This window comes from Neobacillus sp. Soil_C_43, assembly GCF_057656715.1.
This window is the reverse complement of sequence record NZ_JBDGJV010000007.1, coordinates 1-24,541: the sequence shown is the minus strand read 5'-3', so window position 1 is coordinate 24,541 and position 24,541 is coordinate 1. Positions and strand designations below refer to the sequence as shown.

Below are 24,541 nucleotides of genomic sequence, written 5' to 3'. Positions count from 1 at the left end.
AAAAAACTGCTACCCATAGGCAGCAGTTAGTTCACTTTTTCAATATTTACTAGACAATCATATAATGTGCTTCCTAGACCATTATCCGATTTCCTGTTAGAGGTTAGTTTATTTACCGATCCGCCGAATTCTTTCCAAATTCCCTCATCAATATTAATCGTATTGGGATGTGCCGCTGCTAAGACTGAAATAAACCCTCTTACTTCTCCTCGCTCATTCCATACCCTGACTAAATCGCCGTTTTGCAGTTTTTTCTGTTCTGCGATATTGGATGCAACCTCAACTTTTACCTTTGGCTTAGATGGGAGGAGGTGATAATTTTGCGAGTGATTCGAGCGTAAAGGATGAATCGTTAACAAATGGTACGGAAAGTATTCGGCAAGCTTTGGATTTTTCCATTTCGATTCCTCTGGTACAGCTAGCTTTAAAGAACCACCTAGCAACGAAGTAAATTCAAACTTTCCTGTTGGCGTTTGAAAACGATAGTCCTGCCAAGGAATTTTATCAACAGGTAATTCTAATGTTTGCTGTTCCTTTAATTGTTCAAACGTAACACCTTTTTTCTCTAAGGATTGGAAGGTCATCTTCAGCCATTTTTCTCTTGAAAAATCAAAGTCCTCTTCGAATCCTAAGCGCCTTGCTAATTCTGTCCAAATCCATAAGTCAGACTTTGCCTCACCAGGAGAAGTGACCAGCTTAGGTCCATAATTCACATAATGATGATACATGGAGGAATAATAAATATCCTCTTCCTCAAAAGCAGTGGTGGTTGGCAAAACATAATCAGCTAATCTTGCAGTGTCCGTCATAAACTGTTCAATCACCACAAGAGTGTCAACTGACGAAAATGCTTTCTCCACCACATGGGTGTCTGGAACCTGAGTAACAGGATTCCCGCATGTTACGATAATCATTTTTATTTCCGGGTCAACTGCCACTAGTACCTCTTCCGCTTGTTTCATAATTGAAAATTGCCGATGATTTTGTTTGCGATGGGGAAGGGTTAACTCATCGAACACAAAGCTTTGACCTACCTGCAGATTTGCATAATTGGCACCGCCGCCAGCAACTCCTATATTTCCACTAATCGCTACAAGGGCATTGATGAAACGAATGGTATTTCCGCCGTTTGTATATCTTTGCAGACCTAATCCCATATAGGTAGCGGTTGGCTTATCAGCGTAAATTTGAGCTAATTGCGTGATTACCTCAAAGGGTACTTCCGTCATTTCACTCAATTGTTCCATTGAGATCTCTTCTAGGAGTGCGTCTAAGTCTGAAAAACCATGTGTATATTGTTCGATAAACTGTCGGTCTTCCAATCCTAAGCGGAGCATTTCTTTAATAATTGCAGCTGCTAATAATCCGTCCATCCCAGGTTTTACTGAAATATACTGATCGGCTATTTTTGCCGTTGCATTATAGAGAGGATCAATAACATAGATTTTAGCCCCTTTTTTCTTCACTTCTAAAAGCTTTTCATAAAAGTGCATGTTTGTTCTAGCGACGTTTCTTCCCCAAATAATGATATGTTTGCTGTTAGTAATGTCCTCTGGTTCATGGCTATAAGCATTCCCAAAATCCCACTTTTGCGCTTCAATACCTGCCCCCCAACAAAGAGAACCGTATAGTTCGGTTACCCCGCCAAAGCAATTAAAAAAGCGTTGGTCCAGGTTTTTTAAAATCCCATTATTCGCGTAATCATGACTATGCAAAACAGCAGTTGAGCTGTACTTCTCTTTGATTCCCTTTAATTTTGCAGAAATTTCGTCAAGGGCCTGCTTCCAGGAGATCTGCTCAAATTGTCCATTGATCTTCTTTAAGGGGTGCAATAGCCTTTGGGTTGAGTTCGTTCTTGTTTCGAGCATCCTACCTCGTCCACAAATTTTTCCCTTTGTAATTGGATGGGATGGATCGCCTTCCACTTTCACTACCTTGTCGTTTTCTACTGTTACGTTAAAGCCACAGCTATCCCAACAATTTAGAGGACACGCTGCCTTTCGAATCTCTTTCAAAATCTCCACCCCCAACCTTCTGTTCTAAATCTAAAAAAGAAGCACGGGCTTACCCCTCATGCTTCACTAAAATCTTTTTCATTTTCCTGCCAAACTCTTTTCTTGGGATTAATACGCTATGTCCGCAGCCTTCACATTTAATCCTGATGTCCATTCCGAGGCGGATGATTTTCCAGCGGTTTGTTCCACAAGGATGTTGCTTTTTCATTTCAACGACATCATTTAAGGCAAATTCTTTTTCTTCCATCGAACTTCCCCTCCTTTACACCCCAGGTTCTTTCGTCACTCCAGAATCCTTTGAGTACATGACCATACGCGGATACGGTATTTCAATTCCGTGCTCATCAAGTTGTAGTTTAATATCTTTACGAATTTTTCTTGAAACTGCTGTATGCTGCATCGGCAATGTTTCAGCCACAATCCTGACGATTACCTCTGAAGGTCCAAAGTTTTGAATCCCTAAATAATCCGGTGTTTTCACTAACTCCTCATATTTTTCTGGCATTGTTTCAAGTAATTCTCGAATAACCTTCTCAGCTTTATCTATATCCTCTTCATAAGCAATCCCGACATCTATAATTGCAAGGCTGTTATTAAGGGAAAAATTTGTTACCTCCATTATACTACCATTAGGTAAAATATGGACCTCACCTGTCCAGCTTTTTAATTTAGTTGTTCGTAAACCAATTGTTTGGACATTACCTTCGAACTGTCCAAGACGGACATGGTCACCAACTGAAAACTGATCTTCAAAAATAATGAAGAATCCAGAAATCACATCTTTTACCAAGTTCTGAGCACCAAAACCAACGGCTAAGCCGACAACTCCTGCTCCTGCAATCAGTGCTTTCACATCAATTCCAAGTACTGAAAGAATCATCATGGCAGCAATAAAATAAATAACGTAGGAAAGGATGTTATCGAGAAGCTTGGAAAGAGTCTCTTCTCGTCGTACCGATGTAGTCAACGGGGAGAGATTTCTAATTTTAAATACATTGTGTATGGCTACTTTCCCAATTCGAATTAAGATGTTGGAGATAACAATAATGGCAATAATTTTTAGAAAACCTTCACCCATGTTTAACCATGTGTCTTCGTTCTGAAATTTATCAACTACTTTTTGGATTCCTTTTTCAGTAATACTCATTCACACACCATCCTTACATCCATAATACCTCATCTATTTTAACAATTTTTCTAGTTAGATAATAGCATTGTGATTTTTCTTTTTCTGCCTTGTTATGTATAGAATCCCTGAATTTTCCGTATAATAGTAAAACTATTCAAAATTTAGGGAGTGGGCCGAGTGAATCTGAAAACAAACCTTTTTGACAGGAGGGCCAAAGCACGCATTAGTCACGATGACCTTCACGCTGCTGAACATTTAGCGGAAGAGTTAATTGATCATATTCCTAGTGTAACCAAACGCCCAATTGTTTTTATTTGTATTGGAACAGACCGCTCTACAGGCGATTCATTAGGACCACTTGTCGGAACACTACTGGAAGAGAAGAATCTCAAAGCTTTTCATGTGTATGGCACATTAGATGACCCGATTCATGCGGTGAATTTAGCTGAAAAGTTGAAAGAAATTCAAGCAAAATATGTTGATCCTTATATTATTGGTATTGATGCATGTTTAGGCCGAATTAAGAATGTCGGCGTGATCCAAGTTGGTACTGGACCCGTCAAGCCCGGTGCAGGTGTAAATAAGGACCTTCCGGCTGTGGGGGATATACATATCACAGGCATTGTGAATGTCAGCGGATTTATGGAGTTTTTTGTACTACAGAATACACGATTAAATTTAGTCATGAAGATGGCTAAAACGATTGCAAATGGCATTTACCAGGCAAGCCTGCTTTACCCAAAGAAAAACTGGACGGAATTAAATTGGGTAGAAGAAGAGAGGACTAATTAAAAGAGCAACCGGCACGTACCGATTGCTCTTTTTTAATTCCATTTACTGGAAAAGTTGATGATAATTATACATAATCGTCACAATGATCCCAACGATGACAATCCCCGGCAACAAATTAGCCACTTTAATCTTTGTCATGCCTGTTAGATTCAAGCCGATGGCAAAGATCATGATTCCGCCTGTAGCAGTCATTTCAACAATAAATTGATCCATTAGTGCCTGTGGAACGAAACGATCAATTTGAGTTGCAAATAAGGCAATCACCCCTTCATACAGCATGACTGGAACAGCAGAGAAGATCACGCCAATTCCTAGAGTAGTCGTTAGGATTAGTGCGGTAAATCCGTCAATCAATGATTTCATATACAATACATCATGATCACCCCGAATCCCGCTATCAAGTGCGCCAAGGATCGCCATTGCTCCAATGACAAAGATGAGAGTGGCAGTAACAAATCCTTCGGAAATGCTTCCTTTTCCGTTTGACCCAACCTTTGATTCAAGCCATTGTCCCAGATCATTTAATTTATCTTCTAATTTTAAAAGTTCTCCAGTTACAGCTCCAACGACTAAGCTGATAATAACGATTAAGAAGTTTTCACTCTTTAAGCCCATCTGAAGGCCAAGTACCATCACAGACATGCCGATTGCATACATGACCGTTACTTTCATTCCTTCAGGGATTCGGTTTAATGCTTTTCCAATTAGAGTACCGATAATAATTAACAGTCCATTCACCAATGTGCCTAATAAAAACATGATGTTTACCCCTTTTTTCGCCTCTCGAAATAATATTAGTATTAAACTATCACTTTTCTGCTAGATTGAAAAGAATTTTCTCAATTGTTCTGTTGATTTCCGCTCCAGGTGTGTCGAATGGTATAAGGCATTAACTTGGCCTATAAAAAAATAAACCATCTAGGAGATGGCTTACAAGGTTTCTTCGCGATCTAGCATTTCTAGGATTCGCTCGAGGTCCTCTTTTGAGAAAAATTCAATTTCAATTTTTCCTTTATTCTTGCTTTGTTTAATGTTTACAGTGGTTCCAAAGCGCTCACGAAGAACATGCTCGCGTTCCTGTAAAAAGACATCTTTTTTCTTTTCTGGCTTTTTTGTTTCACGTGAAACATTATCATTTAGTTGTTGAATTAATTTTTCTAACTGACGGACATTTAATCCTTCCTGGATGACCTTTTCAACAACAGCGGGTAATTTTGCCTTTTGCCTAAGCCCTAACAAGGCACGTCCATGTCCCATTGTGATTTTCTCAGCTGAAATTAGTTCCTGAATCTTTTGCGGAAGAGAAAGGAGGCGGATATGGTTCGCGATATGTGGTCGGCTTTTTCCTAAACGCTTGGCTACTTCTTCTTGCGTCAGCTTTAGCTTTTCCATTAACGTTTGGTAGGCTTGGCCTTCTTCAATTGGGTTTAAATCTTCCCTCTGTAAATTTTCCAACACCGCTAATTCCATCATTTGTTGCTCAGATAATTCACGAACAACAGCTGGAACAGTTTCCAGTTTTGCTTCCCTTGCAGCACGAAAACGTCGTTCCCCTACAACAATTTCATAGCCTCTAATACTCTTTCTTACGACTAGAGGCTGTAAAATTCCATGTTCGATGATCGAATCTCGTAATTCATCGATGGCTTCTTGGTGGAAGGTTTTTCGGGGCTGGTAAGGGTTGGGACGCAATTCTTTCAGCTTAATTTCTTGGATTGCTTCTTCCTTTCCAGGTTCAACATTCGCAAAAAATGCATTCAGGCCTTTTCCTAAACCTTTAGCCATTCGATACCACTTCCTTTGCTAAATCTAAATACACTTCCGCTCCACGGGATTTTGAATCATAAGTAATGATTGGTTCCCCGTGACTTGGAGCCTCACTTAGACGCACATTTCTTGGAATAATGGTTTTGTAGACTTTATCTTGGAAGTATTTTTTGACTTCTTCAATGACTTGAATCCCAAGATTCGTTCTCGCATCAAGCATCGTTAGTAAGACACCTTCAATTTTTAAATCCTGATTTAAATGCTTTTGCACCAGTCTAACAGTATTTAATAATTGACTCAGTCCTTCTAGCGCATAATACTCACATTGAACGGGGATGATCACCGCATCAGATGCTGTTAATGCATTAAGAGTTAATAGTCCTAAGGATGGAGGACAATCAATAATAATATAATCGAACTGATCTTTTACCTCTCCAAGCGCACGTTTTAAACGCACTTCTCTTGAAATAGTAGGAACCAATTCAATTTCAGCCCCTGCTAATTGAATAGTTGCTGGTATAGCATATAAATTATCAACGGATGTTGGCTTTATAACATCCTTTGCTTCTACATCATCTACTAACACATCATAAATACACTGTTCTACTTCTGCCTTTTCAATTCCAACCCCACTTGTTGCGTTGCCTTGCGGGTCTATGTCTACCAATAAGACACGGTTCCCTATGTATGCTAAGCAGGCTCCTAGGTTGACGCTTGTTGTCGTTTTACCGACTCCGCCTTTTTGATTCGCGATTGCAAGGATTTTGCCCACGTTGTCACCTACCTTAATTCTTAAAAAATTTTAAACTCATATTCTATCAAAAGTTAATTATTATTAATTATCTAACATATGTTTAGGAATGTAAAATTCCATTCCTTTATTTTATCATGAAATGATTTCGTTGTTATTTATTTTCTAAAAATATTCCAATGTATAATTAGGGTAATTTTTCCATTTGTTCAATTAAGTTAATCATAAAAAAGAACCAAACAACGTTCATGTCTGGTTCCTTAATAAACGTATTCTATTATTTTTTCTTTGGAATGCGGATGGTGAATTGGTAGAATTCGTCGAATTCTTCTTCTTCGGCATCCAAGTTGATTCCACTATCTGTTACCATTGATAACGATTGGCGAATCGTATTTACCGCTATTCTCATATCTTTACTAAAAGCCTTGCGCTTCGGCTTCGGCTTTTCATTTTTTTGTTCCAGCATCCTGACAACGCGTTCTTCTGTTTGCTTCACATTAAAATTCTTTTCAATCACTTCTGCCAATAGCATAACTTGTTTTTCCGGATCTTTTAATGGAATAAGTGCACGAGCATGGCGTTCGGTAATCACTTTATTTAATAACGCTTCTTGAACAGGCTGTGGTAATTTAAGAAGACGCAGCTTATTAGCGACTGTTGATTGTCCTTTTCCCAGTCGCTGTGCTAATGCCTCTTGTGTCAAATTATGGAGCTCAAGCAGCTTTCCATATGCAATCGCTTCTTCAATAGGAGATAATTCTTCACGCTGTAAATTCTCTATCAGTGCAACAGAAGCCGTTTCAGTATCCGATAGATTTTTTACAATTGCAGGGGCTTCAGTCCAGCCAAGCTTTTTCATCGCACGCCAACGGCGCTCCCCGGCAATAATTTCAAATCTATCGATATCAAACTCCCTGACGACAATAGGTTGAATGATACCATGTATATGAATGGTTCTTGATAGCTCTTCAATTTTGTCTTCATCGAATACCGTTCGAGGCTGGAACCGATTTGCTACGATCTGATTAATCGGTATTTTCCTTATTTCCTCGTTTCGTTCGATATCTATTTCCTGCTCAAGCTCAACCTCTTGTTCTCCCTTATCGCCGAGGCCAAAAAAGCGTGTAAACGAATGCTTCATCCCCAACACCACCTTTACGAAACTCCCTATTACTTATTCTCTATACAAATAATTTCTTCCTGCCTAGGATACCATTTTTATAGAAAAATTGTTAGCTTAACAAAATAACTTTACCTCGCGCCTTCCGCTCCAATCAACCTCTAATCAACCTATTCGATCGGCGATTTTCCTGGTGTTCCTGGCTTCCGAGGATATTTCTTTGGCGTTTGTTTTTCCTTTTTAATGATTAAAATATTTCGTTCACTCTCTTCGAGTGGGAGCGTAAAGGTAAACACCTTTTCCACCTTTCCACCAAGAGTAGTGATGGCCTTTTGGCCAGTTCCTAATTCATCCTGGGCATGGGCTGCCTTCATAGCAATAAATGTTCCTCCGACTTTTGCCAACGGCAGGCAAAGTTCACTTAAAACAGACATTCTTGCAACCGCTCTAGCTGTAACCACATCAAAGGCTTCCCGATAACTTGGATTGACCCCGAAGGTTTCCGCACGATCGTGAACAAAATGAACGTTATCTAATTTTAGAACGGTAGCGAGATGATTTAAAAATGAAATTCGTTTATTCAAGGAATCAACAATGGTTACCTCAATATGAGGATATACAATTTTTAACGGGATACTGGGAAATCCTGCTCCTGCTCCAACATCACATAGATGAAAGGGCTTGGTAAAATCAAAATAAAAGGATGCAGCAATGGAATCATAAAAGTGTTTTAGATACACTTCATGCTTTTCCGTTATAGCCGTTAAATTCATTTTTTCGTTCCACTCAACAAGGGTTTCAAAATAGATCTGAAACTGGTCAAGCTGCTTATCTGTAAGGGTAATTCCCTTTTCCTCCAGGCTTGCCTTAAATTGTTCGATATCCATAGACCATCTTCCTCACTAACTTTTCAGCCTCAACATCATTTGCTGCGAGCTGTTTAAAATTATTCATGAACTTTCGCAATCCGGCCTTGCTCCAAATAAACGAGGAGAATTGAAATATCAGCGGGATTAACGCCAGAAATACGGGATGCTTGAGCAATTGATAGCGGTTTGATTTGCTTAAGTTTTTGTTTGGCTTCTGTTGCTAAACTGTTAATCGCATCATAATCAATATTTTCAGGAATTTTCTTGTTTTCCATTTTCTTTAAGCGTTCAACCTGCTGAAGTGATTTCTCAATATAGCCTTCGTACTTAATTTGAATCTCTACTTGCTCTTTGATTTCATTGTCTAATTCAATCTCACTCTTCGTCAGCTGTTCGACTAATTCATACGTCATTTCTGGTCTTTTTAGCAGATCCGCAGCATGAATTCCATCCTTAAGTTCACTGCCACCCACACTTCGAATGACTGACTGGACTTCTGTAGATGGTTTAAGAATGATGGACTGTAATCGTTCCTTTTCCGCTTCGATTGCTGCTTTTTTCACTAAAAATGCTTCATAGCGCTCATCACGAATAAGACCGATTTTATGACCAATTTCAGTCAATCTTAAATCCGCATTATCATGACGTAATAATAAGCGATATTCTGCTCTAGAAGTCAACAAACGATAGGGCTCGTTTGTCCCTTTTGTAATCAAATCGTCAATTAACACACCAATATACGCATCCGATCGGCTCAAAACTAATTCTTCTCGCTCTAATGCCTTAAGACCCGCATTGATACCAGCCATTAACCCTTGGCCAGCCGCTTCCTCATAACCGGATGTTCCATTGATTTGTCCAGCCGTATATAAATTTTTAACAACTTTAGTTTCTAATGTCGGCCATAGTTGTGTAGGAACAATGGCATCATACTCAATGGCATAACCCGCCCTCATCATTTGAGACTCTTCTAATCCTGGAATTGTTTTAAGAATTCGATGCTGTACATCTTCAGGCAAGGAGGTCGATAAACCTTGAACATATACTTCCTTCGTATTTCTTCCTTCAGGTTCAAGGAAGATTTGATGACGAGGCTTGTCATTAAATCGAACAACCTTATCTTCAATGGAAGGACAGTATCTTGGACCTGTACCTTTAATCATTCCAGAGAACATCGGTGATCGGTGTAGGTTATCATCAATTAATTGATGAGTTCTGTCATTTGTATAAGTCAACCAACACGGCAGCTGATCGGTAATGAACTTTGTCGTCTCGTACGAAAACGCTCTTGGTACTTCATCACCTGGCTGTATTTCTGTTTTCGTGTAATCAATCGTATTACCATCAACTCGAGGTGGTGTACCTGTCTTAAAACGGACAAGTTCAAAACCAAGCTCTTCTAAATGCTCTGATAGCTTGATGGAAGGCTGTTGATTATTCGGGCCGCTCGAATACTTTAATTCACCAAGGATAATTTCCCCGCGAAGATAGGTTCCAGTTGTGATAACAACTGTTTTTGCTGAATAAGTGGCCCCTGTTTTTGTGATGACCCCTTTAACCATTCCATCTTCCACAATTAACTTTTCAACCATACCTTGTAGTAACGTTAAGTTCGGTTCTTCTTCAAGTGTTTTCTTCATTTCATGCTGATAATCAAATTTATCCGCTTGCGCTCTTAGTGCTCGGACAGCTGGCCCTTTTCCGGTGTTTAACATCCGCATTTGGATGTAGGTTTTATCAATATTCTTGGCCATTTCCCCACCTAGTGCATCGATTTCCCGCACAACAATCCCCTTTGCCGGCCCTCCAACAGAAGGATTACATGGCATAAAGGCAACCATATCTAAGTTAATAGTGATCATTAATGTTTTTGCACCAAGTCTGGCAGAGGCAAGTCCAGCCTCACAGCCAGCATGTCCCGCACCTACGACAATGACGTCATATTTTCCTGCTTCGTATTGCATGTTGTTCCTCCTTTTCCGTAAAAAACGGAACTTGCTTTGAACCTTACTTATCTATTTCCCTAAACAGAACTGTGAAAATAATTGATCAATGAGGCTTTCATGGACACTTTCACCAGTAATCTCTCCAAGTAATTCCCATGATCTTGTTAAGTCTATTTGAACGATATCAATCGGAGTACCTGTTTCTACTCCTTCAATTGCTTCTTCAATCGCACGTAGACTTTGGTTTAATAGTGCAATATGACGGCTGTTTGAAACATACGTCATGTCACCTGCTTCAATAGAACCTGCAAAGAACAATGAAGCTATTGCTTCCTCCAATTCATCGACACCATGGTCTTCAAGTAAGGAGGTCGTCACCATTTTATGACCTTCCGCAAGCTGAGCTACTCTTTCCATATCAATTTCTTGTGGGAGGTCTGTTTTATTAATAATGACAATGACATCCATTCCCTTAACAACCTCAAAAAGGTTTTCATCCTCTACGCTCAGTTTGTCAGAGTAATTCATGACAAGCAAAATCAAATCAGCTTCTTTTAAAACTTGACGGGAACGCTCCACACCAATTCGTTCGACAATATCCTCTGTTTCCCTAATTCCTGCTGTATCTAGTAGTCTTAACGGTACACCTCGAACATTCACATATTCCTCAATCACATCACGAGTCGTACCGGGAATATCTGTAACAATGGCTTTATTTTCATGTACTAGGCTATTAAGTAAGGAAGACTTCCCAACGTTAGGCCGTCCTACGATAACGGTAGATAAACCTTCTCGTAAAATTTTCCCTTGCTGCGATGTTTGTAGAATCTTTTTAATTTCCTCCTGTACAAAGGCCGCTTTTTCTAGCAGCATATGATGGGTCATTTCCTCCACATCATCATATTCGGGGTAATCAATATTCACTTCAACATGAGCAAGGATTTCTAAAATTTCCTGTCGCAATCTCCGGATAAGGTTTGAAAGGCGCCCTTCCATTTGACCAAGAGCTACATTCATGGCCCGATCCGTCTTCGCCCTAATTAAATCCATTACGGCTTCTGCCTGTGATAAATCAATCCGTCCATTCAAAAAGGCTCTCTTTGTAAATTCACCTGGTTCGGCTAACCTTGCCCCATGATTCAACACATGCTGCAGTACTCGATTGACGGATACAATTCCGCCATGACAGTTAATTTCAACAACATCCTCTTTCGTAAAAGTCTTCGGTCCCTTCATCACTGAGACCATTACCTCTTCTACAACTTGGCCATCTTTAGGGTCAAACAGATGTCCATAGTGAATGGTATGGGATGTCATCTCTACAAGTCTTTTCCCGCCAACACCTCTAAAAAGCTTATCTGCAATTTGAATGGCATCATCACCGCTCAGTCGGACAATCGCAATAGCACCCTCTCCCATTGGCGTTGATATCGCCGCAATCGTATCCAACTCCATGATCTTCACCTCACATAAAAAAATTTATCTATATAATAATCGGAAATTTTTTCTCAAATTATTAGAATACCACATGAATCCTCGTTAACAAAGCAATCAAATTATCCACAACCGAAAAATGTCTATTTATTATTTTAACTTATCCACATGTGAATAACAATAAAACGAAAACTCAAAGTTAAGTTAGTTAATAACACTATAAAAATCCCACAAAAAAAGACACCCTAGTAATAGGATGTCTTTTCGAACGACAATTACCTTCTAACTGGAGTAATCACCACAAAACGATGTGGCTCAGATCCATCAGAAGAAGTTTTTACACGTTTGTTTTCCGACAAAGCGGTATGAATGACTTTACGCTCATAGGAAGGCATGGGTTCTAAGGAAACTTCTTTTCCTGTTTTCACTGCCTTTTGTGCTAGACGATGGGATAATTGAATCAGTGTTTCACTTCTTCTATTTCGGTAATCTTCAGCATCGAGGACTACATTTAAATACTGGTTGGAAAAGCGATTAATCACAAGCTGAGTCAAATATTGCAATGAATTTAAAGTTTGACCTCTTTTTCCAATTAATAATGCAATCTTTTCTCCAGTCATCACAAAAGTAACTTGTTTGCCCTCACGTTTAATTTCTACTTTAGCAGGTGCCCCCATTTGTTCACTCACTTGAGAAAGAAATTTCATTGCTTCTTCGATTGGATCAATGATTACCGTTACTTTCACTATTGCTGGACGTGATCCAAAAATACCGAAAATCCCTTTTTTACCTACGTCAATAATGTCAACATCTGTGCGGTCTTTGGTGGTATTTAATTGAGCTAAAGCTGATTCTACTGCTTCTTCGACAGTTTGTCCTGTAGCAGTTACCTGTTTCACTTTTTTGCTCCTCCCACATTACCGGTGGCGTTTGCCCTTAAATCCGGTCCTTTAATAAAATAGGTTTGAACAATCATAAAAATGTTACCAACAACCCAATACAATGAAAGAGCAGCCGGGAAACTAAATGCAAAGAAAACAATCATGATCGGCATCATCCAAAGCATCATTGCCATTTGTGGATTGTGTTCTTGGCCAGCCATCATCAATTTTTGCTGAATAAAAGTGGTAATACCAGCAATTATCGGCAAAATGTAATAAGGATCCTTTTCTCCAAGATCAAACCATAAGAAATTATCTGAAGCAATTTCTCTTGTTCTTGAAATAGCATGATAAAAACCAATCAAAATTGGCATTTGAACAATTAATGGAAAACAGCCGGCCATTGGATTGACACCGTGTTTTGAAAATAGCGCCATTGTTTCTTGCTGTAATTTTTGCTGTGTCTTTTGATCTTTCGAACTATATTTCTCACGAAGGGCCTTCATTTCTGGCTGGAGAGCCTGCATCGCTTTTGAGCTTTTCGTCTGTTTAATCATTAATGGCAGAATAGCTAGTCGAATAACAATGGTTACGACGATTAGCGCGAGACCATAGCTGCCTCCTAGTAAGTGTGCTCCTTCTTTAATCAACCAGGATAGTGGATAGACAATGTATTCATTCCAAAAACCAGTACTTTCAGAAGTAATCGGCTTTTTGATTTCACTACATCCGGTTAAAAATACAAAGACAAAACTCATACCGAACAAAAGTAATATTCGTTTCTTCAACCAAATTTTCCTCCTTGCCAATATATAAATTTTTTTATGTATATTTTATGGGTATTTTATCATTTTTTAAGCACTTTTCCCACCTTAAGGACATGGGTTAAGCTTTTTTTCACTTCAAAAAAATCCATATCAGCAGTAGGCTTCCTCGCAATAATGACATAGTCCTTTCCAGCTGCTAGCTGGTCATTCAGTTCAAAGATAGCTTGTCTTACATACCGTTTGATTCTATTTCTAGTAACAGCATTTCCAATCTTTTTACTGACAGACAAACCGATTCGGAAGTAGTCCTGATCTGCTTTTTGTAGAGAATAGACAACAAATTGCCTATTGGCAAATGAATGCCCTTTTTGAAAGGCAGCTTGGAACTCTTTATTTTTCTTTACTCGAAATTCTTTTTTCATCAATAAACACCTTCAGTCTCTGATTGGCTCAGGTAAGATAGTTCAATTTCTACTATAACCATTCGTAGTATTCAAATATGCTCTATTTTCTAAGCCGAAAAGGACTTTTTTGTAAATCGGCGAATTTTCTAATCAAGGGGAAGATCTCTTCCCCCCCTTTAATTAGAAAAAAAGACCACTGACTCTTCAGTGGTCTATGCTGATAATACTTTTCTTCCTTTTAGACGACGGCGAGCTAGAACCTTACGTCCATTAGCTGAGCTCATACGACTACGGAAACCGTGAACTTTACTATGTTTACGACTATTTGGTTGATATGTTCTTTTCATTATATGACACCTCCCTGAGGAATAGCTGACAATTTTAAACGACAGTCTAACTTATTATAAAGAGGTCAACACAAAATTGTCAACCACTCTCCAACTATTGTTTCCCATTTCCAATTTTTTTCGAACATGAATTATCGATTTTCCAGAAACTATAATTAAGAAAAGTCGTGCACACTAGACAAAGTGAATAGTTCTAACCCTTAAATATAGTTGTGGATATTTTTTCGACATTTTTTTCATTATCCACACAACATATTGACAGGTTTTGCACAAATTATCTACTTGTGGACAAATTTTGTGCACACATTGTTCTGGTTGTGGATAAACTACGAAAAGGCATTGCGCCACATGCAATTATTTGATATTATATTTGTGTTTTCACTCTGAATAACTTTATCCCCAAAATTAATTATCCACAATTTGTGGATAACATGTGGATAGTTTATCCAAGCACTATGTAAAAACTTGTCCACAAGGGGTGGATATTGTCGAAACTCCACATTTATTCCTTATTATATGTTTTCCACAACCAGTGTTTCGTATATTTATAAATTAATAGGTTGTACAACTTGTATAACCTGTGTTTTTTAACGGAACTTTAGTCAAGTAGATTACAAAAGTACAAGCGGTCGTTTACGAAAGATGAGCCGCTGGAGCTGGACAATAAGAAAAAAAAGACGATTAAGGAGGGATACTAGTTGGAAAATATTGCGGATCTTTGGAATGCTGCCCTAGCCAATATTGAGAAAAAGATAAGCAAGCCTAGCTTTGACACCTGGCTTAAGTCAACAAAGGCCCATTCCCTTCAAGGCAATTTGCTTATCATAACAGCACCCAATGAATTTGCGCGTGATTGGCTGGAAGAGCGTTATTCTCAGTTAATCTCTGGTATTCTCTATGAAATTACCGGAGAAGAGCTATCAGTAAAGTTTATTATTCCGCAAAACCAGAATGAAGCAGAGACAGATGTGCAATTACCGCCAAAAAAGGTGAAAAAAGAGGATGATCACGGTGATTTTCCTCAAGGTATTCTAAATCAAAAATATACATTTGATACATTCGTTATCGGTTCTGGTAACCGTTTCGCCCATGCAGCATCACTTGCGGTAGCTGAGGCGCCAGCAAAAGCATATAATCCGCTATTTATTTATGGGGGCGTAGGATTAGGAAAGACCCATTTAATGCACGCAATTGGCCATTATGTTTTAGATCATAACCCTTCCGCGAAGGTCGTTTATTTATCATCAGAAAAATTTACAAATGAATTCATTAACTCGATTCGTGACAATAAAGCAGAGAATTTTCGCAATAAATATCGAAATGTAGATATTTTACTTATAGATGATATTCAGTTTTTAGCTGGAAAAGAATCAACCCAAGAAGAATTTTTCCATACATTTAATGCATTGCATGAAGAAAGTAAGCAAATTATTATCTCTAGTGACCGGCCACCAAGAGAGATCCCGACATTAGAGGATCGTTTACGTTCCCGTTTTGAATGGGGCTTAATCACAGATATTACTCCTCCTGATTTAGAAACAAGGATTGCGATTCTTCGTAAGAAAGCAAAAGCAGAAGGATTAGATATTCCCAATGAGGTCATGCTCTATATTGCCAACCAAATTGATTCAAACATTCGTGAATTAGAGGGAGCGTTAATTCGAGTAGTTGCCTATTCATCCTTAATTAACAAGGATATAAATGCAGATTTAGCTGCAGAGGCATTAAAGGATATCATTCCAAGCTCTAAACCTAAAGTAATTACGATTCTTGAAATTCAACGGGTCGTTGGGGAACACTTTAGTATTAAACTAGAGGACTTTAAAGCGAAGAAACGGACCAAATCTGTTGCATTTCCTAGGCAAATTGCCATGTATTTGTCCCGCGAATTAACAGACTACTCCTTGCCTAAAATAGGAGAAGAGTTTGGTGGACGCGATCACACAACTGTTATTCATGCACATGAAAAAATCTCAAAGCTTCTTCAGACAGATGCACAATTGCAAAAACAAATGAAGGAATTACATGATTTATTGAAAGTGTAATTATTTTTTTTGCATTTTCCATTTAATAATGTGAATAACTTCTTACCTGTTGTACACAGTCTGTCCACATGTGGATAGGCTGTGTTTCCATTGAAAAATACCAGTTATCCACATACTAACAGGCCCTACTAGTACTTCTACTCTTTTTTTAAAAAATAATATTATATGTTACAGCTAAAAAAATATGCCTAAACGGAGGATTTTGATATGAAGTTTATAATCCAACGAGACCGCCTTGTTCAAAGTGTTCAAGATGTTATGAAGGCTGTCACAACAAGGACAACCATACCAATCTTGACCGGGATTAAGATTACTGCGACTGCTGAAGGAGTAACATTAACAGGTAGTGATTCTGATATTTCAATTGAATCGTTCATTCCAAAAGAGGATGCTGGGGATGAAATTGTTGAAATTAAACAAGTAGGATCGATTGTTCTACAAGCCAAGTTTTTTAGCGAAATTGTTAAAAAGCTGCCTACAGACTCAGTTGAAATTGAAGTACTTGGTTCACTTCAAACCGTTATTCGATCTGGAAAATCAGAGTTTAACTTAAATGGTTTAGATGCCGAGGAATACCCTCACCTTCCACAAATTGAGGAAAATAATAAGTTTCATATTGCTACCGATCTTCTAAAAGCGATGATTAGACAAACTCATTTTGCAGTGTCCACCTCAGAAACACGCCCCATCTTGACAGGTGTAAACTGGAAGATCGAAAATGAGGAACTGATCTGTATTGCAACAGATAGTCATCGTCTGGCATTAAGAAAAGCAAAAATCGAAACGGAGAATAACGATAGCTATAATGTTGTTATTCCAGGCAAGAGCTTAAATGAATTAAATAAAATTATTGATGACTCCAATGAACTAATAGATATTGTTATTACAGAAAATCAAATATTATTTAAAGCAAAGCACTTACTATTCTTTTCAAGATTGTTAGAAGGAAATTATCCTGATACGTCTAGATTGATTCCAAATGAGAGTAAGACCGATGTAACGGTTAACACGAAGGAATTCCTTCAAGCGATTGACCGTGCTTCCCTATTAGCACGTGAAGGAAGGAATAATGTGGTTAAGTTCTCTACGATTGAGGATGGAATCATTGAGGTTTCCTCCAATACTCCTGAAATAGGAAAAGTTGTAGAAGAAATTCAAAGCTCATCCATTGAGGGAGAAGATCTAAAAATCTCTTTTAGCGCGAAATATATGATGGATGCATTAAAAGCACTGGAAGGAACGGATATCAAAGTAAGCTTCACAGGAGCAATGCGCCCATTCTTAATCCGGCCACTACATGACGAAAGTATCTTGCAGTTGATCCTACCTGTAAGAACATACTAACTAATAAAAAACTACAGATGGCCGCCAATTAAATGGCGGCTTTCTTTACTTATAAAAAGTAAAATAATTTCTTTTTTTGGTTTTCTTTGTATCCTGATGATTTTTTTAGTAAAATAAAGTATTGAGACCATTTTAGAAATGAGGGTGACAACATGCCTGAAAAAGTAAAGCTGGACACAGAATTTATTACATTAGGTCAATTTTTGAAATTAGCTGATGTAATTCAAACGGGTGGAATGGCAAAATGGTTTTTGAGCGAACATGAAGTAATTATAAATGGTGAACAAGATCAAAGAAGAGGTAGAAAGCTTCGAGCAGGTGACAAAGTCCAAATTGCTGGCTTTGGGGAGTTTGTGGTTACCGACTAGCTAAAGGATGCGTTGCCATGTATATTGAAAAATTAGCCTTAAATAATTATCGAAACTATGAAGAGCTATTCGTGGAATTTGAAAATAAAGTAAATGTTATCCTAGGTGAGAACGCCCAAGGGAAAACAAATGTGATGGAATCCATCTATGTCCTCGCCATGGCAAAATCACACCGGACATCTAATGACAAAGAACTTATTCGCTGGGACCAAGAATATGCTAAAATAGAGGGACGGGTTCAAAAACAACATAGTTCTTTGCCTATGCAGCTAATTATTTCCAAAAAGGGAAAAAAGGCAAAGTGCAACCATATTGAACAGCAAAGGTTAAGTCAATATGTGGGCAATTTGAATGTGGTTATGTTTGCACCAGAAGACCTTAATATTGTTAAAGGCAGTCCACAGGTGCGAAGACGGTTTATTGATATGGAGATTGGGCAGGTTTCGCCAATTTATTTACATGATATGAGCCAATATCAAAAAATACTCCAACAACGCAATCATTATTTGAAAATGATGCAAATAAAGAAACAAACGGATCAAACCATGCTTGAAATTTTAACGGAACAATTCATCCAAATGGCAGTAAAAATTGTCACAAAGCGGTTTGAATTCCTCCGTTTACTTGAAAAATGGGCAAAACCAATCCATCAAGGGATTTCAAGGGGGTTAGAGAACCTGGAAATTACCTATAAGCCTTCGGTAGAGGTATTAGAAGAACAAGATTTGTCGAAGATGATAGCATGCTTTGAAGAAAAATTCGCGAAGGTCAGAACGAGGGAAATTGAACGAGGCACTACCCTTTTTGGGCCTCATCGTGATGATTTATTATTTTTTGTGAACGGAAGAGATGTTCAAACCTTTGGTTCACAAGGACAACAGCGAACAACGGCTCTTTCGGTAAAGCTTGCAGAAATTGAGCTAATCTATTCTGAAATTGGTGAGTACCCTATTTTACTGCTTGATGATGTGTTATCCGAATTAGATGATTACAGGCAATCCCATTTACTTAATACCATCCAGGGCAAGGTTCAAACATTTGTGACAACGACAAGTGTGGAAGGGATTGACCACCAAACATTAAAGGAAGCTTCAACCTTTGTTGTTGAGGCTGGGGCTATAAGGAAAGTAAACTGAGGTGAACTATGTATATTCATATCGGGGAAGATCTTAATATTAGGGCTAAGGATATTATTTCTATTTTAGATAAAGAGAGTGCCCATCAATCGTCACTTGTAGAGGAATTCCTAGAGCACCATCAGGAAAAGGTAATTAATTTATCTAAAAACCCTTATAAATCAGTCATTATTACCCATGAAAAAGTATACCTATCCCCGATTGCCTCTGGAACTTTAAAGAAACGTTCAAACCAAATGAGTATACATGAATTTTAATATAAACATTCTTTTATTGTTTTAAACAACGAAAATATAGATATATTTTTGTCAGAAGGTGCAGGTGAACTAGTATGACTATCGAACAAAATGCGGTTCAGGAACAAGCATACGGTGCGGATCAAATTCAAGTCCTTGAAGGCCTTGAAGCGGTTAGAAAAAGACCTGGTATGTATATTGGATCAACTAGTGGAAAGGGTCTTCATCATCTAGTATGGGAAATTGTTGATAACAGTATTGATGAGGCACTCGCTGGTTACTGTGATGAGATTAATGTCTTAATTGAAGAAGATAACAGTATTACTGTCAAGGATAATGGCCGTGGAATTCCGGTTGGTATTCAAGAAAAGATGGGCAGACCCGCAGTTGAAGTTATTATGACGGTACTCCATGCCGGCGGTAAATTTGGCGGTGGGGGTTATAAAGTTTCCGGGGGCCTTCATGGTGTTGGTGCTTCAGTTGTTAATGCCCTCTCTACTGAACTTGAGGTATATGTCCATCGTGATGGGAAAATTCACTCGATTAAATTTGAGCGAGGCGCAGTTGTTCAAGAATTAGAGGTTATTGGTACAACTGATCAAACGGGTACAATTACACACTTTAAACCCGATGGAGAGATTTTTACTGAAACATTAGTATATGAGTATGACATTCTCGCTACTCGTCTTCGTGAATTAGCCTTCTTAAACAAAGGAATTAAAATCACTATTGAAGATAAGCGTGTTGAAAATAAACAGAATGAATACTACTACGAAGGCGGAATTAAATCGTATGTTGAACATTTAAACCGCACGAAGGAAGTCATTCATGAAGAACCGATATATATTGGCGGGGAACGCGATGGTATTAGTGTAGAAGTTGCCCTTCAGTACAACGAGGGCTACACTGATAGCATTTATTCTTTTGCCAATAATATTCACACCTATGAAGGTGGAACACATGAATCCGGATTTAAAACAGCCTTAACAAGAGTTATCAATGATTATGCAAGGAAAAATGGCCTAATCAAAGAGAATGATACGAACCTATCAGGGGAAGATGTCCGTGAGGGGTTAACAGCGATTGTTTCCATCAAACATCCTGATCCACAATTTGAGGGACAAACAAAGACAAAACTCGGTAATTCAGAGGTTAGGGCTATCACAGATACGGTCTTTGCCGGCCACTTTGAAAAATTTCTCTTAGAAAATCCAACGGTAGCGAAAAAAATCGTTGAAAAAGGTTTGATGGCGGCACGGGCCAGACTTGCAGCTAAGAAAGCTAGGGAATTAACGCGCCGGAAAAGTGCTCTAGAAGTATCGAGCTTACCAGGTAAACTTGCGGACTGCTCTTCAAAAGATCCCTCAGAGAGTGAAATATACATCGTTGAGGGTGATTCTGCGGGAGGTTCAGCGAAGCAAGGACGGGACCGACACTTCCAAGCAATTCTACCCCTAAGAGGTAAAATTCTTAATGTTGAAAAAGCGCGTCTTGACAAGATTCTGTCTAACAACGAAGTAAGAGCAATGATTACTGCTATTGGAACCGGAATTGGCGAAGATTTCGATATTTCAAAAGCCCGTTATCATAAAGTTGTAATTATGACAGATGCCGACGTAGATGGTGCGCATATTCGGACACTTATCTTAACCTTCTTTTATCGTTATATGAGAAAAATCTTAGAAGCAGGTTATATATATATTGCACAGCCACCTCTTTATAAGGTTCAGCAAGGGAAGCGCATAGAGTACGCCTATAATGATAAAGAACTTGATAAGATTTTTGCGGAATTACCAGCAACACCGAAGCCAAATATTCAACGTTATAAAGGTTTGGGAGAGATGAATCCAGAACAATTATGGGAAACAACGATGGATCCATCTACTAGAACCATGCTTCAAGTGAGCCTTGAAGATGCGATAGAAGCAGACGAGACATTTGAAATGTTAATGGGCGATAAGGTAGAACCTCGCCGTAACTTCATTGAAGCAAATGCACAATATGTAAAGAATCTAGATATTTAACTAGATATAGATTAAGGGGTAGAGGGATGACCACTATCCTCCTTTTTCTTTTACCTAGCCCTTAGTGTGATCCAATAGGAGGTACAAATTATGGCTGAAACACCAAATTCTCAAATAAAAGAGATTAATATAAGTCAGGAGATGAAATCTTCCTTTCTTGACTATGCGATGAGTGTTATTGTTTCTCGTGCCCTTCCGGATGTCCGTGATGGGTTAAAACCGGTTCATCGCCGTATTCTTTATGCTATGCATGATTTAGGAATGCATTCTGACAAACCATATAAAAAATCTGCCCGTATCGTTGGGGATGTAATCGGTAAGTATCACCCACATGGTGATTCTGCTGTTTATGAAACGATGGTACGTATGGCACAGGATTTCAACTATCGTTATATGCTCGTTGATGGGCATGGTAACTTTGGTTCTGTGGATGGTGACGCTGCAGCAGCTATGCGTTACACAGAATCAAGAATGTCTAAGATATCAATGGAATTATTAAGAGATATAAACAAAGATACTATTGATTATCAAGATAACTATGATGGTGAGGAAAGAGAACCGGTTGTTTTACCAGCTAGGTTTCCAAACCTATTAGTTAATGGAACGACTGGTATTGCGGTAGGTATGGCTACAAATATACCACCACATCAGCTTGGGGAAGTTATCGATGGAGTGTTAGCAATCAGTCATGATCCAGAAATAACTACTCAGGAGTTAATGGAAATTATCCCTGGTCCTGATTTCCCAACAGGCGGAATGATTCTTGGCAGAAGCGGTATTCGTAAGGCTTACGAGACTGGCAGAGGCTCCATAACAATCCGAGCAAAAGTAGAAATTGAACAAAAGTCTAACGGTAAGGAAGTTATCATTGTAAATGAGCTTCCATATCAAGTAAATAAGGCGAAGTTAATTGAGAAAATTGCCGAATTAGCTCGTGATAAAAAAATTGAAGGCATCACCGATCTCCGAGATGAATCTGACCGTAGAGGAATGCGAATCGTCATTGAAGTTCGGAAAGATGCGAATGCAAATGTCCTTTTAAATAATTTATATAAACAAACGGCACTTCAAACCAGCTTTGGAATTAACACGCTAGCACTTGTTGGTGGACAGCCCAAGGTACTGAGCCTAAAGCAATGTTTGGTTCACTACCTAGATCATCAAAGAGTAGTCATTCGCAGAAGAATTGAATTTGAATTGCGAAAAGCAGAAGCACGTGCCCATATTTTAGATGGCTTAAGAATTGCTTTAGACAATCTTGATGCTGTTATAAATTTAATTCGAAGTTCACAAACAACGGATATTGCACGTGAAGGTTTAATGACAACCTTTAATCTTTCTGAAAAGCAGGCACAAGCGATCCTTGATATGCGTCTACAACGTTTAACGGGATTAGAAAGAGAAAAGATTGAAGAAGAGTACCAAAACTTAGTGAAGCTAATTGCAGAATTAAAAGCAATTTTAGCGGATGAAGAAAAGGTTCTTGACATTATCCGTGAGGAATTAACTGAAATTAAAGAGCGCTTCAATGATAAGCGCCGTACAGAGATTGTAACAGGCGGACTTGAGAATATTGAGGATGAAGACTTAATTCCTCGTGAAAATATTGTCATTTCATTAACTCATAATGGTTATATCAAACGTCTACCTGTATCTACATATCGTGCCCAACGACGTGGTGGTCGTGGTATACAAGGCATGGGAACAAATGAAGATGATTTCGTTGAACATTTAATCACCACATCAACACATGATACAATTCTTTTCTTTACCAACAAAGGTAAGGTATATCGATCAAAAGGGTACGAAATACCTGAATATAGCCGTACAGCTAAAGGAATTCCAATCATTAACTTGCTTGGAATCGAAAAAGGTGAATGGGTAAATGCGATTATTCCTATCGAGGAATTTGTCGATGATTGGTTCCTTTTCTTTACCACAAAAGAAGGGGTATCTAAACGTTCCCCGTTAACATCATTTGCTAATATCCGTAATAACGGACTCATTGCTTTGAGTTTACGTGAAGGCGATGAGCTAATATCTGTTCGGCTAACTGATGGCACCAAGCATATGATCATCGGAACGAAAAAGGGTATGTTAATTCACTTCCCTGAAACGGATGTTAGGTCTATGGGACGTACCGCAACAGGAGTAAAAGGGATTACTCTAGATTCTGATGATGAAGTTGTCGGAATGGAAGTTTTAGAAGAGAGCAATGATGTTCTTATTGTAACCAAGAAGGGTTATGGTAAACGTACACCTGCATCGGAATATCGTATCCAGGGAAGAGGCGGTAAAGGGATAAAAACCTGCCAGGTGACTGAGAAAAATGGTCCACTTGTCTCCATGAGAGCAGTGACAGGTGAAGAAGACCTTATGCTTATCACAACCGGTGGTGTACTCATTCGAATGGATGTAGCTAGTATTTCTAAAATGGGTCGAAGCACGCAAGGTGTCAAACTTATTAGTATGAAAGAAAGCGATAACGAATTCGTTGCAACAGTAGCGAAGGTTGAAAAAGAGGAAGAATCTCAAGAGGATGACAGTAATGACGTTGAAGGTAACATGGTCGAAGAAAACCAAGATGTGAATCCTTCTGAGAGTGAAGAATAATAGAAAATGGGCTGACTCAAAAATCAATGAGTCGGCCTTTTTTTTATTAATTATGTATTGATACAAGATGGTCCAGCTGGTATAATACTTTAAGTCGGCAGGGCGTTTCTAATTTACAAATAGTAAAAAAGAAAAAAACGTTGACTTTAGATATTGTACATGATATATTTATTGAGTCGCTTACGAGCGATTAAAGAAATTTGTTCTTTGAAAACTAAACAAACAAAAACGTCAACAAACAAAAATTATTAGTTTCTTATGAAACTAAGCCAACGTAACAAAATGAGCTAATCAACTTTCTTGGAGAGTTTGATCCTGGCTCAGGACGAACGCTGGCGGCGTGCCTAATACATGCAAGTCGAGCGAACCACTTCGGTGGTTAGCGGCGGACGGGTGAGTAACACGTGGGCAACCTGCCTGTAAGACTGGGATAACTTCGGGAAACCGGAGCTAATACCGGATAATCCTTTTCCTCTCATGAGGAAAAGCTGAAAGACGGTTTCGGCTGTCACTTACAGATGGGCCCGCGGCGCATTAGCTAGTTGGTGAGGTA

General features: G+C 38.7%; 22 protein-coding genes and 1 rRNA gene. 9 read left to right on the top strand and 14 right to left on the bottom strand.

All coding sequences use genetic code 11. From position 1 onward, the window contains the following. Positions 1–26 precede the first annotated feature (26 nt). Genes AC3A54_RS11240 through AC3A54_RS11230 form a run of 3 tightly spaced genes read right to left on the bottom strand, consistent with a single transcriptional unit; the run spans position 27 to position 3,162 of the window. Entirely contained in the window at positions 27–2,015 is a 1,989-nt protein-coding gene (locus tag AC3A54_RS11240) for a molybdopterin-dependent oxidoreductase (protein WP_487654532.1), read from the bottom strand. Positions 2,016–2,064: 49 nt separating this feature from the next. Then, positions 2,065–2,262, bottom strand: a complete 198-nt coding sequence (locus AC3A54_RS11235) for a DUF951 domain-containing protein (RefSeq protein ID WP_309857234.1) — start codon at positions 2,260–2,262, stop codon at positions 2,065–2,067. 15 nt (positions 2,263–2,277) lie between these two features. After that, positions 2,278–3,162 (bottom strand): mechanosensitive ion channel family protein, encoded by an 885-nt coding sequence (locus AC3A54_RS11230; RefSeq protein WP_335544904.1) that lies wholly within the window; start codon positions 3,160–3,162, stop codon positions 2,278–2,280. Positions 3,163–3,321: 159 nt separating this feature from the next. Between AC3A54_RS11230 and yyaC the strand changes: the two genes are divergently transcribed. After that, entirely contained in the window at positions 3,322–3,936 is a 615-nt protein-coding gene (gene yyaC / locus AC3A54_RS11225; protein ID WP_335544903.1) for a spore protease YyaC, read from the top strand. Between the two features lie 42 nt (positions 3,937–3,978). Here yyaC and AC3A54_RS11220 read toward each other — a convergent pair whose 3' ends face one another. From AC3A54_RS11220 to rpmH, 11 genes are all read right to left on the bottom strand, one after another. Next, positions 3,979–4,695 carry a DUF554 domain-containing protein gene (locus AC3A54_RS11220; RefSeq protein WP_487654531.1) on the bottom strand — a complete coding sequence of 239 codons (717 nt, stop codon included), beginning with the start codon at positions 4,693–4,695 and terminating at the stop codon, positions 3,979–3,981. 171 nt (positions 4,696–4,866) lie between these two features. Continuing rightward, positions 4,867–5,721, bottom strand: a complete 855-nt coding sequence (locus tag AC3A54_RS11215; RefSeq protein ID WP_487654530.1) for a ParB/RepB/Spo0J family partition protein — start codon at positions 5,719–5,721, stop codon at positions 4,867–4,869. Next, positions 5,714–6,475: a ParA family protein gene (locus AC3A54_RS11210; protein ID WP_309857217.1), complete on the bottom strand. Its 762-nt coding sequence runs from the start codon at positions 6,473–6,475 to the stop codon at positions 5,714–5,716. Before AC3A54_RS11210 ends, AC3A54_RS11215 begins: the two co-directional genes overlap by 8 nt. 256 nt (positions 6,476–6,731) lie before the next feature. Continuing rightward, positions 6,732–7,595: a nucleoid occlusion protein gene (gene noc, locus AC3A54_RS11205; RefSeq protein WP_335547618.1), complete on the bottom strand. Its 864-nt coding sequence runs from the start codon at positions 7,593–7,595 to the stop codon at positions 6,732–6,734. A 149-nt stretch (positions 7,596–7,744) separates the two neighbouring features. Continuing rightward, entirely contained in the window at positions 7,745–8,461 is a 717-nt protein-coding gene (gene rsmG, locus AC3A54_RS11200; RefSeq protein WP_487654529.1) for a 16S rRNA (guanine(527)-N(7))-methyltransferase RsmG, read from the bottom strand. Between the two features lie 59 nt (positions 8,462–8,520). Next, positions 8,521–10,407 carry a tRNA uridine-5-carboxymethylaminomethyl(34) synthesis enzyme MnmG gene (mnmG, locus tag AC3A54_RS11195; protein WP_335547613.1) on the bottom strand — a complete coding sequence of 629 codons (1,887 nt, stop codon included), beginning with the start codon at positions 10,405–10,407 and terminating at the stop codon, positions 8,521–8,523. Between the two features lie 51 nt (positions 10,408–10,458). Further along, on the bottom strand, positions 10,459–11,844 hold the full coding sequence (gene mnmE, locus AC3A54_RS11190; protein ID WP_487654528.1) for a tRNA uridine-5-carboxymethylaminomethyl(34) synthesis GTPase MnmE: 1,386 nt from the start codon (positions 11,842–11,844) through the stop codon (positions 10,459–10,461). Positions 11,845–12,098: 254 nt separating this feature from the next. Beyond that, the gene (gene jag, locus AC3A54_RS11185) at positions 12,099–12,722 is read right to left on the bottom strand and encodes an RNA-binding cell elongation regulator Jag/EloR (protein ID WP_308081667.1); all 624 of its coding nucleotides are present in this window, start codon (positions 12,720–12,722) and stop codon (positions 12,099–12,101) included. Then, a complete protein-coding gene (spoIIIJ, locus tag AC3A54_RS11180) occupies positions 12,719–13,492 on the bottom strand; it encodes a YidC family membrane integrase SpoIIIJ (protein ID WP_308081666.1) in 774 nt (257 codons plus the stop codon). Before spoIIIJ ends, jag begins: the two co-directional genes overlap by 4 nt. A 59-nt stretch (positions 13,493–13,551) precedes the next feature. After that, positions 13,552–13,893, bottom strand: a complete 342-nt coding sequence (gene rnpA / locus AC3A54_RS11175) for a ribonuclease P protein component (RefSeq protein WP_335533069.1) — start codon at positions 13,891–13,893, stop codon at positions 13,552–13,554. 194 nt (positions 13,894–14,087) lie between these two features. Then, positions 14,088–14,222: a 50S ribosomal protein L34 gene (rpmH, locus tag AC3A54_RS11170; protein WP_035446353.1), complete on the bottom strand. Its 135-nt coding sequence runs from the start codon at positions 14,220–14,222 to the stop codon at positions 14,088–14,090. Between the two features lie 698 nt (positions 14,223–14,920). On the opposite strand from rpmH, the gene dnaA reads away from it, so the two are divergent. The 8 genes from dnaA to AC3A54_RS11130 all read left to right on the top strand — a co-directional run. After that, entirely contained in the window at positions 14,921–16,267 is a 1,347-nt protein-coding gene (gene dnaA / locus AC3A54_RS11165; RefSeq protein ID WP_335533068.1) for a chromosomal replication initiator protein DnaA, read from the top strand. 207 nt (positions 16,268–16,474) lie between these two features. After that, on the top strand, positions 16,475–17,611 hold the full coding sequence (dnaN, locus tag AC3A54_RS11160; protein ID WP_335547606.1) for a DNA polymerase III subunit beta: 1,137 nt from the start codon (positions 16,475–16,477) through the stop codon (positions 17,609–17,611). Positions 17,612–17,763: 152 nt separating this feature from the next. Continuing rightward, the gene (gene yaaA / locus AC3A54_RS11155; RefSeq protein ID WP_308081661.1) at positions 17,764–17,979 is read left to right on the top strand and encodes a S4 domain-containing protein YaaA; all 216 of its coding nucleotides are present in this window, start codon (positions 17,764–17,766) and stop codon (positions 17,977–17,979) included. A 17-nt stretch (positions 17,980–17,996) separates the two neighbouring features. After that, positions 17,997–19,115 (top strand): DNA replication/repair protein RecF, encoded by a 1,119-nt coding sequence (gene recF, locus AC3A54_RS11150; RefSeq protein ID WP_335547604.1) that lies wholly within the window; start codon positions 17,997–17,999, stop codon positions 19,113–19,115. A gap of 8 nt (positions 19,116–19,123) precedes the next feature. Next, positions 19,124–19,372 carry an extracellular matrix regulator RemB gene (gene remB / locus AC3A54_RS11145; RefSeq protein ID WP_308081659.1) on the top strand — a complete coding sequence of 83 codons (249 nt, stop codon included), beginning with the start codon at positions 19,124–19,126 and terminating at the stop codon, positions 19,370–19,372. Positions 19,373–19,446: 74 nt separating this feature from the next. Further along, entirely contained in the window at positions 19,447–21,375 is a 1,929-nt protein-coding gene (gene gyrB, locus AC3A54_RS11140; protein WP_420489872.1) for a DNA topoisomerase (ATP-hydrolyzing) subunit B, read from the top strand. Between the two features lie 90 nt (positions 21,376–21,465). Beyond that, positions 21,466–23,988, top strand: a complete 2,523-nt coding sequence (gene gyrA / locus AC3A54_RS11135) for a DNA gyrase subunit A (protein WP_487654527.1) — start codon at positions 21,466–21,468, stop codon at positions 23,986–23,988. A gap of 297 nt (positions 23,989–24,285) precedes the next feature. Further along, positions 24,286–24,541: ribosomal RNA gene (locus AC3A54_RS11130) — 16S ribosomal RNA — on the top strand; the annotation flags it as partial.